We start from the raw sequence: 17143 nt of genomic DNA on the forward strand, positions 1-17143 counted from the left end.
CTGCCTTGCAGTGGCCTGCCACTCATTTCATGTTCCGCAACGGTGGGCTAAGGCATCCTCGTATGTCCGCTCATACTCATCGACGCATGCGTGGAGTGAAAACACGTCCCGCACCCTCTGCTGACCCCTGCGGCCCATTTCCACCCGATTGCCATCCTGCACGAGACGCAGAAGCGCCGAAGCGAGTTGAGCAGGGTCACGTGCCGGTACTACAAACCCGGTTTTGCCGTCCAGAACTGCTTCGCCATTTCCGCCGACTTCGGTGACAACCATAGGCAGGCCAGAGGCCATAGCTTCGAGCACAGCGTTAGAAAAGCCTTCTTCGTGTGAGGTCAACAAGCCAATATCGGCGACCTTTAGTAGATCGGGCACATCGGAACGAGGGCCGAGAAACCGGATATTAGCATCCATGCCGTGCTTCTGAGTCAGTTCCTGCAAGTCCGGCCCAATGCCGTCATCACGACCGACAGTGAGCAGAACCCAGCCCAGGGGCAGGCGATCCTTGATGCTTGCCAGTGCCTCGATGAGATCGCGATGCCCCTTATAGGCAATCAAATTGGCGACCATAACGAGCACAAGGTCGTCATCGCCCAATCCCAACACTTCCCGCAGTGCGTGTTTGTCGCCTTGCGCCGCAAATCGATCCGTATCTATGCCATTATAAATGAGCCTGAGTTTTTCTGGATCAACTCCCTCAGCGACCAGGTCATTCCAGACCGCGCGGGAATTGGCCAGTATTCGGGTCATCTTTGGGTGCAACCAATGCTCCACTTGCGCCAATCTTGCGTGCTTGGACTGGTAGTTGTTGAGGCTTCTGCGGCTCATGATCCTAGTCTTGACCGGCGATGCCAAGGAGATCATCCCACCAATGATGTAAGAGGCTGGAAGAAAAAAGTGGATGACATCGGGCGGTCGACGCCACAAACCCCCGAAGAGAGATATAGCGCTCAGAATTAGATCAATGCTTGATCGCAAGCGTTTGCTTGAAACACCCCGCATCAACCAGTTGGAAGCGGCCACCGAATGGATGACCACGCCATTTTCGGCCAATATGGACGTTAGCGGTCCGCCCGGGAACAACACCAGTATCTCTGGCTGCCAACCGCGCTTCTTGAGTTCGATACTCAAGCTGGCCACGTGTTTCTCGGCGCCGCCAACGTCCAGCGACCCGATAACGAACAGCACCCGCCTACCTGTCGAACCGGAAGAGTTTGCGTTTATAGACTTCATGGAGTGGCCGGCCCCTCATCGGCGCGATACAATATGCGTTCGGTGACAACCGCAACCAAGGCAGCCATGGCGGCACCGGAACTCATTGCGGCCGCACTCGAATACTCACCTAAAAAAGATGCGGTGAACGAGAATGTAATCCACATCCCGGTTAGGTTCACGGCTGGGCCAAGCACCAGCAGAACAGGCTTGCCACGAGCCTGCCACAACTTCGAATAGATCGCGCCAACAATCGCAAATGGTATGCCAAAGCTGATGATCGTCCAATGGCTTGCGACGCGGTGCGCGTCCTCTGGCGTGAACCGGCCATTGAGCATGATGCTGAGCACAGGCTCGCCCAAGGCCCAGACAACTAGTATGCCAGCCAGCCCTACCCCCCACGCCGCCCGGTTCGCTTGGGCCAGGACGCGGCGAAGCTCACCGACTTGGCGGGATGAAACGAGATCGGCCAAACGCGCCAGAAGCACAGTGGAACTAGCCATAATCACTAGTTGAATGACTGCCAAATGCAGTCGAATTGCATAGCCAAATGCCGAAACCGCGCCTTCGCCAAAACCGGCGATCCAGACTTGTGGCAGGCTGAGCACCAAATTGGACAACAGCACGCCTGGAAAGCCCAGTACACCGAGAGTGACCATGGTTCGCGCCGAGCAAACAAATCCGGCCACATTTGGCAAGGGGCCAAAAAATTTTAGTCCCGCATGCGGTAAAGCCCCAAAGCAGATGCCTACTTGAAGCAGCAGTCCCACAAGCGTGCTCGCAACAAGCATGTGGAGCGCACCTTCCGGTGAAAATGCCAGTATCAGCGCGCCAATGATGCCGTTGGCAATTGGCGCGGCGGCAGCAATCGGAAACTTGTTGCGCATGGCCAGCAGATATCCTGCGCAATCTCCAAGGATATTGAGAAACAGCAAAGCGATCAGCGGCGCAAAAGCCTGTTTGAAAGCGCTCAATACGGCCGGCGGTGCGTCACCGGCAACCCAAGCGGCGGCTGAATCCAGCGTCAGCAGAAGACCTAGTGATAAGACAAGACCCACGCCGGCCATGCAAAGCAGAACAGCCCGTTCAAAGGCGGCTATATCCTCGCCACCTTTCTCGATGGCCAGCCGGGCGCGAACCGGGAATAGACCTGTTTGAACAATGCCCGAGACCGAACTGGCAACCAGCGTGGGCAGGATAAGAGCGAGATTGTACCCATCGAGCTCGCTGCCCAATCCAAACACACGGGCCGTGAACCATAGTTTGACGAACGCTGAAAATTGCGCAGTCAAGGTCAGTGCAGAGATGATCGCTATCTGCCGCTTCATGTCAGTCAGCGGCTGTACTCTCTCTGGATAGAGCGATGTACCAATCCATGGTCTGGGTCAGTCCAGCGGCAACGGAGTGGGTTGGATCGTAACCCAGCAGCCTACGCGACTTGCTGATATCGGCCTGTGAATGCCGCACATCGCCGGCGCGGAATTCACGATAGAGGGTATCGGTGGCCGGAAGCGACACTCGCCGCTCAAGCTCCTCGCGTATCATTGTGGATAGCTCGGCCAACGTTGTGCGTTCGCCCACGGCGACATTATAGACCTCACCACGCGCATCCTCGTTGGAGGTTGTGGCCGCCAAAACGTTGGCCTGGACCACATTGTCGATGAAGCAGAAGTCGCGGCTGGTGCTTCCGTCACCATTGATGAAAAGGTCGCCGCCTTTCAGATAGCCAAACACCCAGGTCGGAATAACGGCGGCGTAGGCACCATTGGGGTCCTGACGAGGACCAAAGACATTGAAATAGCGCAACCCTGTGGCCCGGAAACCGTAAGCGCGCCGGAAGACGTCAGCATAGAGTTCGTTGACATATTTAGTCACCGCGTAGGGGCTAAGCGGCTTGCCGATCTTGTCCTCGACTTTGGGCAAATCTGGATGGTCGCCGTAGGTGCTGCTGCTGGCAGCGTAGGTGAAGCTCAACACGCCCGCGTCGCGGGCAGCGACCAGCATATTCAGAAAGCCGGTAATGTTAGCATCGTTGGTCGCGATAGGGTCGCTGATACTACGCGGAACGCTGCCCAAAGCGGCCTGATGCAACACGTATTCCACAGGTACATCGTCGTTCCAATGCATGGCCTGCCGACATTGGCTCAAATCGCGAATATCGCCTTCCAGAAAGTCGAAACGCTGCCACTGCTCTGGCAACACTAGCGACTTGACCATATCGAGATTGGCGGGACGTCCGGTGGCGAAACTGTCGATGCCAACAACACGCTGGTCGTTGCGCAGCAAGGTCTCGAGCAAATTGCTGCCGATAAAGCCTGCAACTCCGGTAACAAGCCATACCCGAGGAGCCGTTCGAAGTTTTTCAAGCGCTCGAGCGTAGGCTGGGCTATTTTCCATCATAAACGTCCGTCCACCATGTTCGCAGGCAAAACGCCCTTGACGTCGAAGACTACTGCACCGCTCTTTCCAAGCGCCCGTATCTTTTCGGGGCCCAGCTCGACGAACTGCTTGTGCGCAACGGCCACAATCACGGCGTCATAAGTGCCTTCGACTGGCAGATCTTCAAGGCATTCCAACCCATATTCATGCTGGGCCTCATCCGTGCGGATCCACGGGTCGAATACGTCAACACCGGCATGATACGCTTTCAGACCTTTCACGATGTCGACGACCTTGGTATTGCGCAGGTCAGGACAGTTTTCTTTAAATGTCAGGCCCAAGATAAGAACACGACAATTGAGAACCGGGCGACCGGCGCGGAGCATAAGTTTGATGGTCTCGTCGGCGACATGGGTGGCCATTCCATCGTTGATACGACGTCCTGCCAGGATTATTTCAGGGTGGTATCCGACCTCTTGTGCCTTGTGCGTCAAGTAATAGGGATCCACGCCGATGCAGTGTCCCCCAACGAGACCGGGTCTGAAGTGTAGAAAATTCCATTTGGTTCCGGCCGCTTCCAAAACCTCTAGCGTGTCGATGCCAAGGCGATAAAAAATTAGGCTCAACTCGTTCATGAGGGCGATGTTGAGATCGCGCTGGGTGTTCTCGATGACCTTGGCGGCTTCCGCAACCCGGATACTGCTGGCCTTATATGTCCCAGCTGTGATGATCGTCGAATAAAGCTGGTCCACTGCGTCAGCAGCTTCTTGCGTACTGCCGCTCGTCACCTTACGGATGCTTGGAAGCCGGCGTGCATGATCCCCTGGGTTAATACGCTCAGGACTATAACCTGAGAAGAAATCGACATTGTGCTTGAGACTGGAATGCTGCTCGAGAATAGGGATGCACATTTCTTCGGTGCAGCCTGGATAGACCGTGGATTCAAAAATAACTATCGCGCCCCTGCGCATGACGCTGCCCACTAGCTCGCTGGCACGCTGCAAGAGTGTCAAATCCGGTCTGTTTGCCCTGTCGACCGGCGTGGGAACCGTGACGATAAAAACACTGCAATCGTTCAGATCCCTCTTGGAATTGGAAAACGTCAGGTTGGTTGCGCTCGACAATTCCTCCGCGGCAACCTCGAGGGTGCTATCTTTGCCCTGCTTCAATTCATCAATTCGGCTAGCGTTGATATCGAAGCCGACAACGTTCATGCGCTTGCCGAACTCGACGGCCAGCGGCAGCCCGACGTATCCCAGTCCTATGATGGCTATTTTTTGACCGACCAAGTTCATTGACTACATTCCTGAAGAGTGGATCTAGAGCAATTGGGTTAAAAGAAGCGAGGCGATCACTAACCGATACCCACGTTCACTCATCGCGACCGTAAACCTAAATCCATGCCCGCCCTCAACGCCTGTGAGGCAGAATTATCGTTTCGGCGACTGAAGGATTTCGGGATCATCGCGGCGTTCGGAAGGAGTGCAGATGATTCGGAAACTACATCCCGAACTTACCTGACGGCGGCGGTCAAAGTCTATCGAAGCGGCCCGTGCGCGCCGGCAACGCGCAGTATTCGGTGGAAGAGAAAATTCGCATTGTGCTCGATGGCCTACGGTGAGGTCTCGGTTACGGAGCTGTACCGGCGTGCGGGCCTTGCTTCCTCGAAGCCGGCAAGCTTGGTCGAGCACTACAATGACGCCCTCTACCACGAACACCCTGGCAACATCACACCGGCCGATGTCTACTTCGGGCGGCGGCAGAACATTCTGAGCATGTGAGAACGGGTTAAACGCCACCATCCAACACCGACAATTGACCGACTTCAAAATAGCAGCATAAACTCCAACCCCAGCGATCCGAAAGCCTCCTATCCCTCAAGCCGAAAACTGTCTCAAAGAATTCGACGACGGAAACCGCCCTGAATGACTTGAGCTGTGATTGAGATATGACAATGTATGCCAACTGGGGCAAGCGCGTGTTCGATGTGACTCTGGCGCTGTTGCTGGCTCTACCGGCGCTTGTGCTATGCGTTTTCTGCGTCGTCGCAATCCGACAAGAAAGCTTCGGTCCCGGCCTATTCAAGCAGGCGCGCGTAGGCCGGAATCGCAAGCTGTTCACCCTCTACAAACTGCGCACGATGTCGGCGGGGACGGGCGACAGGGCTAGCCACGAGGTTGCCGCATCGCAAATCACCCGAATTGGGAGAATATTGCGCAGGACCAAGCTGGACGAGCTACCTCAACTCATTAACGTGTTAAAAGGCGATATGAGCTTCGTTGGTCCGCGTCCGTGTCTGCCAAACCAGGAAAGTCTTATTGCTGAGCGCGTCAGCCGTGATGTCTTTGCAATACGTCCTGGCATCACCGGTGCCGCGCAGTTGGCTGGCATTGACATGTCGACGCCGACCGAGCTGTCGATAGTGGATGCGCGCTACCGGAGCGACATTAATTTCCGGAGCGATTTGGCATATATCATTGGAACTGCCCTCGGACGCGGCGGCGGCGATGCCGTCAAGGATGGCTGATCTCATCACGCAAATACGCCAAGCTTCGCGGCATACACTCAACCGGACGCCATCCGAAAACGTCCTCGATGTCCTCAACCGGTGCAACTTTAAGCTCGTTTGTTGCCGCCATTGCAATTTCAGTCTTGCCTGTTAAAGCCGCGACAACGCGCAGCAAAGCAACGGGAACCGGTACAAGCCGTGCAGTAACGCCCATTACATCTGCCATCTTGTGCACAAGATCCTGGGTGCTCACTGCGACACCATCCGATGGCTCGAAAATCTTGCCGGCAGCATTTTTCCAGGCGCTGTCTTCTGACTGCACCAGAGCAATTATCAAGGACGAGAAATTGCGGCGCGACAGATATGCGCGCGGCGCGGTAACGGAGCCTAACGGCAGCAGTGTTTTCCTCCGGACAAGTTTGGAAAGCGCGGTGAAACCGCCTTTGCCACCTGGTCCGTAAACTGGGGGCAGGCGCAGAATAAGGGTTTGCAAATCCGACGCATCCAGAAAACGCTGTTCGATTACGCGTTTTGTCAAACCATAAGACGATAATTTTCTACCTCCAAACTCATCGGCATACACACTGCTCGCTACGATGCAGCCTTTCATATTGCAATTCGTCGCAGCGGCGATCAGTTTATCACTCCTTTCACCAGCCTCTAGGAGGCTACGTGACGAGCCTTGGCGCGCAGGGTCGTCGGCGAGATGTAAAACATATTCCGTGTCCCATAGTGCGCTGGATAAGGCTGACACGTCATTATAGGAGGGGATTGTCACCCAGTCGATTGCTTGCGTGGCCCACGGAGGGCGATTCGAGCGCGAGAGCGCACGACAACTCAATCCGGCCTGTGAACAACTTTCCAGAACCCCGCGCGCTAAAAACCCTGATCCGCCGGTAATTGCTAGCTTTACCTTGCCATTTTTATGCATGTGCGCTCACCGTAGCTTGGAGGAGATGCTGAAGTTTTTTGCCCATACTGATGCTTGGCGTATTAGCCTCTGAGGCTATTTTTGCACTGATCGTTCCGCATAACACGCAAAGTTATTCGGCTTGTGGCAAGCCAATTTTGTGGATGCAGATCCAAAGCAACTTGCCTTCTGCACCAAGAACAGTTTATCACTTTTGAAGAGCATAAAGACTTCTTCCCGTTATTGTTTTCATCATTTTAGGTGGATTATGGCAACCTTCGAAGGGGTAAAAAAAATACTTGTTGAGTGCTGCCCCGACTTGAAGTCATCGACGGTCGATTTGATTTGCGCGGCGCTATACTCGCATGGAATTTTACGCCAACCCGAACCGCCCTCTCCCAATGCAAATTATCAGTATTCATTACCTCCTTTGGGTACGGTGGACGGCAGCGGATGTGACTTGTAAGCGCCTTTGGCGCAGCCAAGTGCACTCCGGTACCATCTGAGTGGCGTTGGGTTTGCGCCTGTCACGCTTGTCACCCGATGCGCTCTCATCGTGCTCGACGGCCTATGCGGCGAGGTCTCAGCCGCGGAACTATGCTTGCGTGAGGTATCGCCGAGAGCTGTAATACAGCTGGGAACCACTGTGGCGAAAGCTGTTTTTGTGAACTTGCGTGCAATTTTGACCCCATCCCCGGTGCTGAGAACATTGCCCTTGGTGCGTGGGTCGGCACGCAATCGGGCGGGTCCGGCGCGCGCATTTCGTTCAGCACAAGTCGATCAAGGCGAGCTGCGCCTTGGCGCGGAACACGCGGTCGATCAAGTTGGCGCCTGTGCTACCGCTCCTGATCGCGCAACGCTTGGACGGGGTCAACATTGCACGCCGGTTGGGGGGCAAAGTTCGACGCCGATTGACATTATTTTTCTGTCTGCGAGCTCTACTTGGACGATGCCGGGCCCTTGGAAACTTGGACAGATGAGTCGGCCGTCGCGGCGATCGGTGACAGACCGGACGACTTGCGCCAATCGCTAGCCCCCATACTCTCTAATGCACAGAAGGGGAAATCTGTGAAGTTTGAAGACCTCGCCGTTGGCAGAAGTTTGAGCAATGTACGGTTGCCAGTCCCACATTTTGCTGGCACGACTTCGTTTAATCTGGAGAGGAATAATGTCAGAAACCAGCGGTGAGGTTCGGTTTCAGTTTGGACAGAACTGGAAAGACTACTCAAGGACTGTCGATGATGAGAAGCTGCGGGCCGCTATAGCAGGGCTCATACGCCTCATCCCTGATAGCCTTGATCCGTCAGGAAAGTCCTTCCTGGACATCGGAAGCGGCAGCGGGCTTCACAGCGTGGCAGCCTCACGCCTCGGCTTCGGATCGATTACAGCGACCGATTACGATAGAAACTCTGTCGAGGCTACCAGGTTAAATGCGAGCCGCTTTGGCGCTGCGATAACTTCCCTTCAGGACGATATCTTGAAGACAAAGCTCACTGGACATTTTGACGTAGTATATTCTTGGGGTGTTCTTCACCACACAGGGGATATGAAAAAGGCCGTCCGAACTGCTGCTGCCCTCGTTAGGCCAGGGGGACACTTGATTCTGGCTCTATACCGAAAATCACCTATGTGCGGGACGTGGCGAGGAATAAAGCATGCATATTGCATTTCTCCAGCCCCCATCAAAAAGGTGGCAGAGATAGGCTTCTTCGGCGTCATGGCGGCCGCTCACCGCATCGCAGGGAAGGGGAGTGGTGACTATGCAGATCGAGGAATGAATCTGTACCACGATGCCGTCGACTGGCTAGGCGGCTATCCTTATGAGAGCGCTGCACCAGAAGACATTGATGAATTGGTTGGACCTGGTCTTTCCCGCATTCAGGAGTTCAACACCCGCCCTGCCCCCATCCGTGGAGTTCTTGGCACGGGCTGTGCAGAGTATGTTCTGGCTAGGACGCCGCCTAAAACCACATTTCCACTATGAAGTCGAAAGTGACGGCGGCTGCAGTGTTGCGCACCGAGCGAGGCTGTCGAGGATGGTGTCGGGCAGCCTAATTAAAGGAACGGCCCGAAGCTTTAATTGGTGCGCTTCTGATTAAAAAGAACATGCCTGTCTAGCTCCCCTAAAATCGTTGGGGGGCGTCAGATAGTACGCCATCCATGTTTGGCGACCTATGCTGGTCAGCGCAAATTTGGCGCTGAAACGAAACGGCCCCGCCTCCATGTGGTGGCGGCAGATCTTCTTGGTGCTGAGGGAACCAGACAAAAGCGCCCATCAGCGTCCCAACGAGCGCCGCCTGTGCCGGGTTGTTGATCGCCAGCAACAATGTTTGACCTGCCCCCCCATTGAGTGGCCCGGGTGGGATGTTAGTTCGGGGCTGCAACAACCTGGAAGAACAGGTTGGCCTGCTCGCGTCCGAACGGCAGGTAGCCGATCTCGTCGATGATCAGGAGCTTCGGGCTCGCCACCGTGCGATGCAGCACTTCTTTCATCCGGCCCTACCGCTGTGCCGCTTCCAGCGCCATGACAAGATCCGCCGCCGATGTGAGCGCACCTTCCAGCCCTTCGATGCCGCGAGAAGCCCGAAGGCGATGGCAAGGTGCGTCTTGCCGGTGCCGGATGGTCCGAGCAGCACCACGTTCTCCGCCCGCTCCACGAAGCCCAATGAAGCCAGTTCCTGGATCTGAGCCCGCGGCGCGCCGGTCGCGAAGCTGAAGTCGTATTCTTCCAGCGTCTTCATCGCCGGGAAGCCGGCCGTGCGCGTCAGCATCTGGCGCGAGCGTATCCGTCGCGCATCCCGCTCAGATCGCAGCACTTCCTCAAGGAAGTCGGCGAAGCTGGCATCCTTCCGTTTGGCCGCAGACTGCGCGATGGCGCCGTAGCTGTCCGGCAGCGCCGTCAGCTTGAGTTCGCCAGCCAGTGCCGCGATGCGTTCGTGCTACATCGTTCTCATGAACACACCTCCGGGAACCGCGCGTCGTAAACGCTGAGTGGATGCTGATAGCCGATGATCGTCTTGCGTGGTGCAGCAGATTGTTGCTGCACGGAGCGGATCGATCGAACGCCATAGAGTGTCGACAGCGGCTGCAGCGATTGCCGCTCGATGAGCAATCTCTCCGCCGGCACTTCGCCCGTCGTCGCATGTATCCGCGTGTTGGCAACCTCACGCAGTCAGCGTGCCACCGCCGCATTTGCCGCCTGCTTGTCGGGCCGCAATCCGGCCTGGCGCATGGAAGCGACGAACGGGATCCAGAAGCTGCGCTTCAGATAGCCGATGAAGCGCTCCACCTTACCCTTCGTCTGCGCCCAGTACGGCTGGCACAGCCGCGGCATGAAGCCAGCGTGACGGGCGTAATCAAGGAAGCCGGCATGGAAGCGATGCACGCCGCGGCCGTACGCGTTCCGCTCCAGCACCACCGTGCGCATGTTGTCGTAGAGAACTTCCTTGGGCGCGCCACCGAAGGCTAAAAGCGCGTTCTCATGCGCGCGGATCAGCGTCTCAACTTTCTCGTCGTCGCAGAACTCGACGTAGGCAATGCAGCTCCAGCCGAGCGTGGCGATGAACACCTTCAGCGTATCGGCGCCGCGACCCACCTGCGCCCCAATCTGCCTGCATCTGCTCGCCGGGAAGTGTCTCAAAGCGCACGATCGGTTCCGGTGTGGGTGGCGGCACGAGAGCGCGTACGAACTGCCGTAGCCGTGTCTCGCCACCGGTATAACCACGCGGCCTGATCTCGCGGAACAGCACGGCGGCCGGTATGCGATCGGGTGCTGCCGCACGCATCCGTTCGATGATGTAGTCCTTGAACGGATCCAGCTTCTCGGCCCGCTTCGGTGACGGCTTGCGCACCGAAGCCGCTTCTCCTTCACGCAGATAGCGCCGCACCGTGTTCCGTGACCGGCCCGTCGCCCGCGCCAGCTCACGAATGCCCGCGCCATGCTTCTTCAGAATATCCAACTCCATCCGCTCCTCTGCCGTCAGCATCGGCCCCTCCATCTCGGAGGAACCACCTTGGACGCCGGGTCAGATTCGAGTTGCTGGCTGGGTCAGTTTCACACCGCTGATGACACTGGCGCCGGTGGCCTGTAGCCGAGCGACTGATGCGGTCGCACCCATTATAATGGCGGCGCCAGCTCTCGATGATCTGCACTTCACGTCACCTGCGTACGCCAATCGTGCGCACAACGTCGGGATCTTGCCGCCTTGCGCAATCAGCACATCTGCCTGCCGCAGCTACGCGACGATCTCTTCCGGCTTGTAGGTCTTCTTCGGCATCTGAGGTCCTCCTCAAAGAAAAATCCTTGCTTCGATAAGGACCACGTCAGTGGGGGCCGGATCACGCACCTCGGGACGATCTCATTCCAATAGGATCCCTCCGCGCGCACGAGCACGAGATCGACCCGATGACCGCACGACGCAATGACCATCACCCGTTCCACGCCCCCGCCGGGCAGCGAGGAGAGAGGTGGCGAGGAGAGGTAGAGGGCGATATGGCTCACTTCTCCGGCCTCCCGAGCGTGCCTACAAAAAGACTTTGCCACATAGCCGAGATACGTTCCGGGGAGAATGTTGTTTTTACCTCGGGAGCGTTTGCTGCCATCTTCCCGCGCAAGCTGTCATCCGACATTATGCGGTCAAGCGCCGCAACAAGCGCTTCTGGGTCATCCTGTGAGACGAGCAATCCGTTTTCCTCGTGTCGAATAATATCGCGTGGACCGGTATCGCAGTCGACACTTACGGCCGGGCAGCCATGAGCAAGAGCTTCAACAAGAACATTTGGGAAGCCTTCATGCCGCGAAGTCAAAACAAATGCGTGGGCTGCCATGAACCAGTCGGCAAGATTTCCGGCGCGACCTGGCAAAACGACTCGTTCGCCTAAGCCACGATCAACAACCATTCGTTCCAGTGATTCCCGATCGTTCCCCTCTCCAGTGATAGCGAGAATCCAGTCAGGATGTTTTTTTGCCAGCCGTCCAAACGCAACTACGAGTCGGTCAAACGCCTTTTGATGAACGAGGCGACCTGCACCTAACAGAAGCTTCTGGCCACTCGGTACATACAAAGATACTGGTAATTCTGGTGCTTGCTTAGCAAGAGGAATTTCGACGGAATTAGGAATTACGACTACGTTTCGAGCTCGAGTATGGCGCAAAAGCCAATCTCGACCGACCTCCGTTTGCACAGTCACAATGTCGAGGCGGGCGTATACCAAACGGCGCAAAAACTGCCACGCGCCTCTTGGAATAGATTGAGGTGGAAAAGCACGCTCCGCGCCGACTGCTATCATATTGCGTGTCCGGACTATCCCCAGCATCACGGCCGCTGACATCATCCCGAATGCAATATCGGGACGCTCGGTAATGAGTAGGTTGCGTAACCTGCGAATGCGATACACGTTATTCTTTAGCGCATTAATTACTCCATGGCTGCGGCCGGATATCCCCAACGGGACAAGTCGTATTCCGCACGGAAGATCATATATGCGAGGTTCTTCGGCATCCAGTGTTGCAATCACCACATCGCATCCTCTCTCAGCCCAGATTTTTGCAATATTGATTGTGGCTCGCTCGGCACCGCCGCCACCGAGGCTACCAATTAGAAACAGAATTTTCTGCATATCACGATCTCTTGATGTTCTCCCGATATTGATGTCTTGCTGAGCTTGGCAGCAGACTGATCACATCCCCCCGCTCAACTCACATAGTCAGGCCCACCCTGGCCAGATACGGTGCACTGCCCTACCAAGCGCGGCAGGGCATAGTTTTATGAGGAAAAAGGCGGTGTTGGTGCTATTGCAAGCGGCTCGGGTGGTTATCGCCCCATATGCTGCGATGCTCGGCTGTCTCCCACGGCGCCCCGAACACGCAGTGCTCGCCTTGCACGTGTGGGATGCTGCGAGCCTCGCACTTCCAATTCCACATAGCCTCCAAGTTTCTGGAAAACCAGTGCACAGCGTAAGCGGGCGTTACAACAACGACAATGGCCGCCAGCGCAACAGTAACGGTCTTACGACTTGGCTAGCGCGCCAGTCCGAAGGGTTTTTCGATAAAGCGCCATGATCCAACGGCGAGCAAAATTGATAACGCGGCGAGTAAGACAGCCTCGGCCGACGACGGCATCAGCCCGTTCAGATAGTGATGGTAGAACACGAGGACTGGCCAGTGCCATAGGTAGGTAGAGCGAATAGGAGATCAGCCCTATCCAGACGAACGGTGAGAGCGATAGAATACGAGCGGTAACAGACACTGGCGTTGGCACAATCAGGCATGCGGCACCGATGCATACTGGCATAGCGGTGAAGCAAGCGAAGGAGACATATCCGCCGAGATAGCGATAAAGCTGAAGGCCACTAGGAAGACGCCTAAGGCAGCGACAATCTCTCCAAGTATGGCATTCCTGATCGACGACCAAGAAAGCGACCAACGCAAGTTATCTGCACTTCACGTCACCTGCGTACGCCGATCGTGCGCACAACGCCGGGATCTTGCCGCCTTGCGCAATCAGCACATCTGCCTGCCGCAGCTATGCGACGATCTCTTCCGGCTTGTAGGTCTTCTTCGGCATCTGAGGTCCTCCTCAAAGAAAAATCCTTGCTTCGATAAGGACCACGTCAGTGGAGGCCGGACCAGCTCCCAGACCATCCAATCGATATGGATAGCGGCGCGGAGTTCATAGCTGCGCCACCCGCGATCCCCTGAGCCCAACAGCGGTCGGCGTGCCGTCTACGATCCGCCCCGCAGCACCGTTGCCCATCTCGTCGAGGCCGCGCGGGCCGCAGCAGCGCATGTCAAGCGTGGCGATGGGCTTGTTCGCGGTAAAGTCTGCGGCGGCGTTGGCGCCACGACCGCCAGTGACGGGGCAGCGCCTGAGTATCGCCGTTCGCTCGCTCCGTTGCGCCTGATGATGACGATCCGATCATGCGTCGATTAGCACGAACACATCCGGTTCGCGTGCCGCTGACAGGCTGCCAAAAACACATTGCCGGTCCTGAGAATGGCGTTCGGATCAACATCCGCACCGGCACCGCCCTCTGAGGGACCGATAGCCTGTACCGATAGTTCGTCAAAGTAGACCGCGGCGTCCGTGGTTTGGCATGGCTCTGTTCGCAAACGTCCTGATTAGAACTGCGGAACAGGCGATGGCGCTCAAAGGTTGGTATCTGGCGCAACATTTGATGAAGCGAGTTTGATAGGCTAGCCCAGCATTACCGGGCTAGCCTATTGTCTTCGCACTGGCGGCGCTGCGAGACAGATCGTCAGCACTCTCACGGGTGTGGATCGCATCCCGATGATGTGCGGGCGCAGATCATAACCCAGACCGGCGTTCATCGTGGTCAAGGGGGCCGGAGGAGGAGTTCCGGGACAAGACCACAGCACCGAACCATGTGACTGCACGTATCTGAGCGTGGTCGGCTAGGCCCGCCTCTATCTGCCGACGATCCTCGACGACTTTTCCCGCTACATCATCGCCAGGAAGCTGAGCACGACGATGCGCATGGCTCAGTTGCACCTAATCAATCTGAGTATTCTCTGTTTTTCAACGCCTTAACTCCAATGCTGCAGCAAACCGCCGTGAGCCCAAACATTGCTTGGAACCAGTATTGGAATAGGCCGTAACTCGAGGCGGCCATTGTCGCGGAAGCTGCGAAAGTTGCAAGAGCGTAGGACATTGAATCGAACGGGAGTTTTCCTATTGCGCGGGTGATCCCGATGCCGAATATACATAATAATGCTGTGCCTATGGCACCCAATTCAAACCATGTCTGTAGGAATATATTATGTGCGTGACTGGAAAGAGAGCGCATCAGCGGACCGCGTTGATCGGTAGGGATTTCCTTTTCGAGAATGGGCCCCAGATAATATGTAGTGCGCGCACCCACACCAATAATTGGGTTTTTGAGTGTGTGTAGGGCCGTCTCATTCCATATGATTATGCGATGTTGGGCACTTAAAGGCAGCCAGGATGCTTTATCTAGGCCGAGGCGCGGGCCTAAAAGTGCAGCTGGCAGTATCCCTATACACAGTGCAATCCATCCGCAGGTAATCACCCTGACACTGAGACTTGGTGCAATTTTTGTTAATAGAAAGACCATGACGCCAATGAGCAGGGCCAGCTTCGAGGTTTCGTGCCACGAAATCATGATGGTGATGGCTGCCACCATTGCCAAAGATCCCGCCAGAATGCCGGCATTGCGGCGCGTGGCAATACCCACGACTGCAGCAATGGTTGGCCAAAGTAGTAACGTCAGCGGTGCAACATTGCGCGTTAAATCCTGACGCGAAATCTCAAGGAGCTGCCCATCAGCAGCCCACTTGAAAAACATTGGAGGAGAGAGATCACTGGGTTGAAGCCCAAGCAAATTGTAGGTCCAAATTTTTATTCCTTGCTCTGAAGTGAACTCAATCAACAAGTACAATGCCCCTACCAAAAAACCGACCCACAATCCTTCTGCTATGTGAAGCATAGGGATGCGTTGTTCATTCATGACGAGGTCAATTATGAAAACGCTCGACGCTATTATGATAAGACTATAGCAACTGACGGTTAGAGCCATGATAGGCGAAAAGGCCCACAAAGATGTCAGCATCGCGTAAAGTGGATAAGGTACGAGCAGAATAAGTATTCCCGCCCGCCCCGGTAAAACGAAGCGGAACTTGCTGCGGAATGTGGCAGAGACCAAAAAACTCGCTGTTAGCAGGCAGAATGTAAATGGCAGCGTCTTAGCGCTAGCGAAAGCGGCAACGACGGTCGCTATAATTACGCTACCCACTACTATGCCGGGTACACGTTGGCGGAACGTTGACGGTACAGTGCCATTGAACATGGGCGAACTTCTCTAGGACGAACGTTACACGCTCTCACCACGGCTTGATGACGAATTAACAAGCCTTGGAAGGGAAGCAATCTTGGAGACCTTGAAAGCCTATATTGTAAGGCGTTCTGCAACGCAACAATGTTTGACCTGCCCCCCTTTGAGTGCCCGGGTGAAATGTAGTTTAGGGCTGCTAGATGCTGCGTTGGCGAGGGAGCGGGCGTAGCCGTGAGCAAGGCCACGCAGCGATCGCCGGCACGAACACTTCCGGCGCCGGTGACCTGTAGCCGAGCGACTGATGCGGTCGCACCCATTATAATGGCGGCGCCAGCTCTCGATGATCTGCACTTCACGTCACCTGCGTACGCCAATCGTGCGCACAACGTCGGGATCTTGCCGCCTTGCGCAATCAGCACATCTGCCTGCCGCAGCTACGCGACGATCTCTTCCGGCTTGTAGGTCTTCTTCGGCATCTGAGGTCCTCCTCAAAGAAAAATCCTTGCTTCGATAAGGACCACGTCAGTGGGGGCCGGATCACCGCCGCCGTCCGTACGGACAAGGTCACGCGCTTTGTCGCCCAATGAATAACTCGCGCGATTAGGCGCGAAGTATTCCGTGGCGGGAAACCTCTCCGCCGCAGATATTCCCATTCCCGCAAAGCGGGACAGCAGGCCGACGAGCGCCTTAGCCATAGTTGCACGCCGCTGCCCGCCATAGGCGGGCTTCACCGAGCGTGCCGATTGAGCACTGAGCGCCGGGCCTAGCATAGCGGGTCAGGGACGGCGATGCCGTCAACACGCAACGCGATTGCAGCCGATCAACACAGCTTTGCGCGCTGATCGCCCGATGCGTAACGACGCCATCCCGTCCCTGACACCCGCACGACACAGAACAAGGGGGCCATTTCGATTTCCGAAAAAGCCTCAGGATTTGAAAACGGAGGGGCGCTTTCGATTTTGGAAAACGCCTCAGGATTTGAGCAGGACGCAAACCAATGCCCCTCGGCATCATCAACCCCATGCGGTCCGCCGCTGCCGCTGCGCTAATGGGCGCCGCCGCAGCCACACCTCCCTTTCCCATAAGGGCAGACACAAGCGCATAGAAGGCACACCCCAGCCCATGGCGGGCAGCCCGCCAGCGGCGGGCATGCCTCACCACACCACCAGCATCAAGGGGGCAGCCCCCTCCCCGTAGGCCAGCACGTACAGCAGCCGGGCACCAGCACCACAGCAGGCCAGCAGGTGCGCCAGCACGCGCATGACCGCGCGTAGGTAGTGCGGCGGCGTGGGTGCAGCCTTGGGGGGTGTTGCATAGGTTCTTCC

10 protein-coding genes and 4 pseudogenes are annotated in these 17143 nt (G+C 56.3%); 4 read left to right on the forward strand and 10 right to left on the reverse strand.

Annotated elements, in window-relative coordinates:
* Positions 1 to 27: 27 nt before the first annotated feature.
* The 4 genes from C6Y62_RS08090 to C6Y62_RS08105 are packed head-to-tail and all read right to left on the reverse strand — an operon-like array spanning position 28 to position 4883.
* Complete coding sequence (locus tag C6Y62_RS08090; protein WP_173953474.1) at positions 28 to 1230, reverse strand: glycosyltransferase; 1203 nt, start codon at positions 1228 to 1230, stop codon at positions 28 to 30.
* Complete coding sequence (locus tag C6Y62_RS08095) at positions 1227 to 2537, reverse strand: lipid II flippase MurJ (RefSeq protein ID WP_173953475.1); 1311 nt, start codon at positions 2535 to 2537, stop codon at positions 1227 to 1229. The genes C6Y62_RS08090 and C6Y62_RS08095 overlap by 4 nt, the downstream gene beginning before the upstream one ends.
* Position 2538: 1 nt before the next feature.
* Positions 2539 to 3609: an NAD-dependent epimerase/dehydratase family protein gene (locus C6Y62_RS08100; protein ID WP_173953476.1), complete on the reverse strand. Its 1071-nt coding sequence runs from the start codon at positions 3607 to 3609 to the stop codon at positions 2539 to 2541.
* Positions 3606 to 4883, reverse strand: coding sequence for a nucleotide sugar dehydrogenase (locus C6Y62_RS08105; RefSeq protein WP_173953477.1), 1278 nt, complete (start codon positions 4881 to 4883; stop codon positions 3606 to 3608). Before C6Y62_RS08105 ends, C6Y62_RS08100 begins: the two co-directional genes overlap by 4 nt.
* A gap of 105 nt (positions 4884 to 4988) precedes the next feature.
* Here C6Y62_RS08105 and C6Y62_RS08110 point away from each other — a divergent pair, with 105 nt between their 5' ends.
* Positions 4989 to 5369: a hypothetical protein gene (locus C6Y62_RS08110; protein ID WP_173953478.1), complete on the forward strand. Its 381-nt coding sequence runs from the start codon at positions 4989 to 4991 to the stop codon at positions 5367 to 5369.
* Positions 5370 to 5542: 173 nt separating this feature from the next.
* Positions 5543 to 6115, forward strand: a complete 573-nt coding sequence (locus C6Y62_RS08115) for a sugar transferase (RefSeq protein ID WP_338074341.1) — start codon at positions 5543 to 5545, stop codon at positions 6113 to 6115.
* Here the strand turns inward: C6Y62_RS08115 and C6Y62_RS08120 are convergent.
* Positions 6102 to 7028 carry an NAD-dependent epimerase/dehydratase family protein gene (locus C6Y62_RS08120; protein ID WP_173953480.1) on the reverse strand — a complete coding sequence of 309 codons (927 nt, stop codon included), beginning with the start codon at positions 7026 to 7028 and terminating at the stop codon, positions 6102 to 6104. The two genes, C6Y62_RS08115 and C6Y62_RS08120, sit on opposite strands and share 14 nt — an antisense overlap.
* Positions 7029 to 8175: 1147 nt before the next feature.
* On the opposite strand from C6Y62_RS08120, the gene C6Y62_RS08125 reads away from it, so the two are divergent.
* Positions 8176 to 8991: a class I SAM-dependent methyltransferase gene (locus C6Y62_RS08125; RefSeq protein WP_173953481.1), complete on the forward strand. Its 816-nt coding sequence runs from the start codon at positions 8176 to 8178 to the stop codon at positions 8989 to 8991.
* Positions 8992 to 9386: 395 nt separating this feature from the next.
* Here C6Y62_RS08125 and C6Y62_RS16405 read toward each other — a convergent pair.
* The 3 genes and pseudogenes from C6Y62_RS16405 to C6Y62_RS08140 form a co-directional block, all read right to left on the reverse strand.
* Positions 9387 to 9937 (reverse strand): annotated as a pseudogene (locus C6Y62_RS16405) (ATP-binding protein); the annotation flags it as partial.
* Between the two features lie 20 nt (positions 9938 to 9957).
* A pseudogene (istA, locus tag C6Y62_RS16820) lies at positions 9958 to 10993 on the reverse strand (IS21 family transposase).
* A gap of 511 nt (positions 10994 to 11504) precedes the next feature.
* Positions 11505 to 12626: a glycosyltransferase family 4 protein gene (locus tag C6Y62_RS08140; protein WP_173953482.1), complete on the reverse strand. Its 1122-nt coding sequence runs from the start codon at positions 12624 to 12626 to the stop codon at positions 11505 to 11507.
* Between the two features lie 1731 nt (positions 12627 to 14357).
* Between C6Y62_RS08140 and C6Y62_RS16410 the strand changes: the two are divergent.
* A pseudogene (locus C6Y62_RS16410) lies at positions 14358 to 14515 on the forward strand (IS3 family transposase); the annotation flags it as partial.
* A gap of 7 nt (positions 14516 to 14522) precedes the next feature.
* On the opposite strand, the gene C6Y62_RS16735 reads toward C6Y62_RS16410, so the two are convergent.
* Complete coding sequence (locus tag C6Y62_RS16735; protein WP_173953483.1) at positions 14523 to 15494, reverse strand: O-antigen ligase family protein; 972 nt, start codon at positions 15492 to 15494, stop codon at positions 14523 to 14525.
* 520 nt (positions 15495 to 16014) lie between these two features.
* Positions 16015 to 16175, reverse strand: a pseudogene (locus tag C6Y62_RS08150) (integrase core domain-containing protein); the annotation flags it as partial.
* Positions 16176 to 17143: the final 968 nt, after the last annotated feature.

Origin of the sequence: Hyphomicrobium sulfonivorans (assembly GCF_013306565.1) — a bacterium.
GTDB lineage: Bacteria > Pseudomonadota > Alphaproteobacteria > Rhizobiales > Hyphomicrobiaceae > Hyphomicrobium_A > Hyphomicrobium_A sulfonivorans.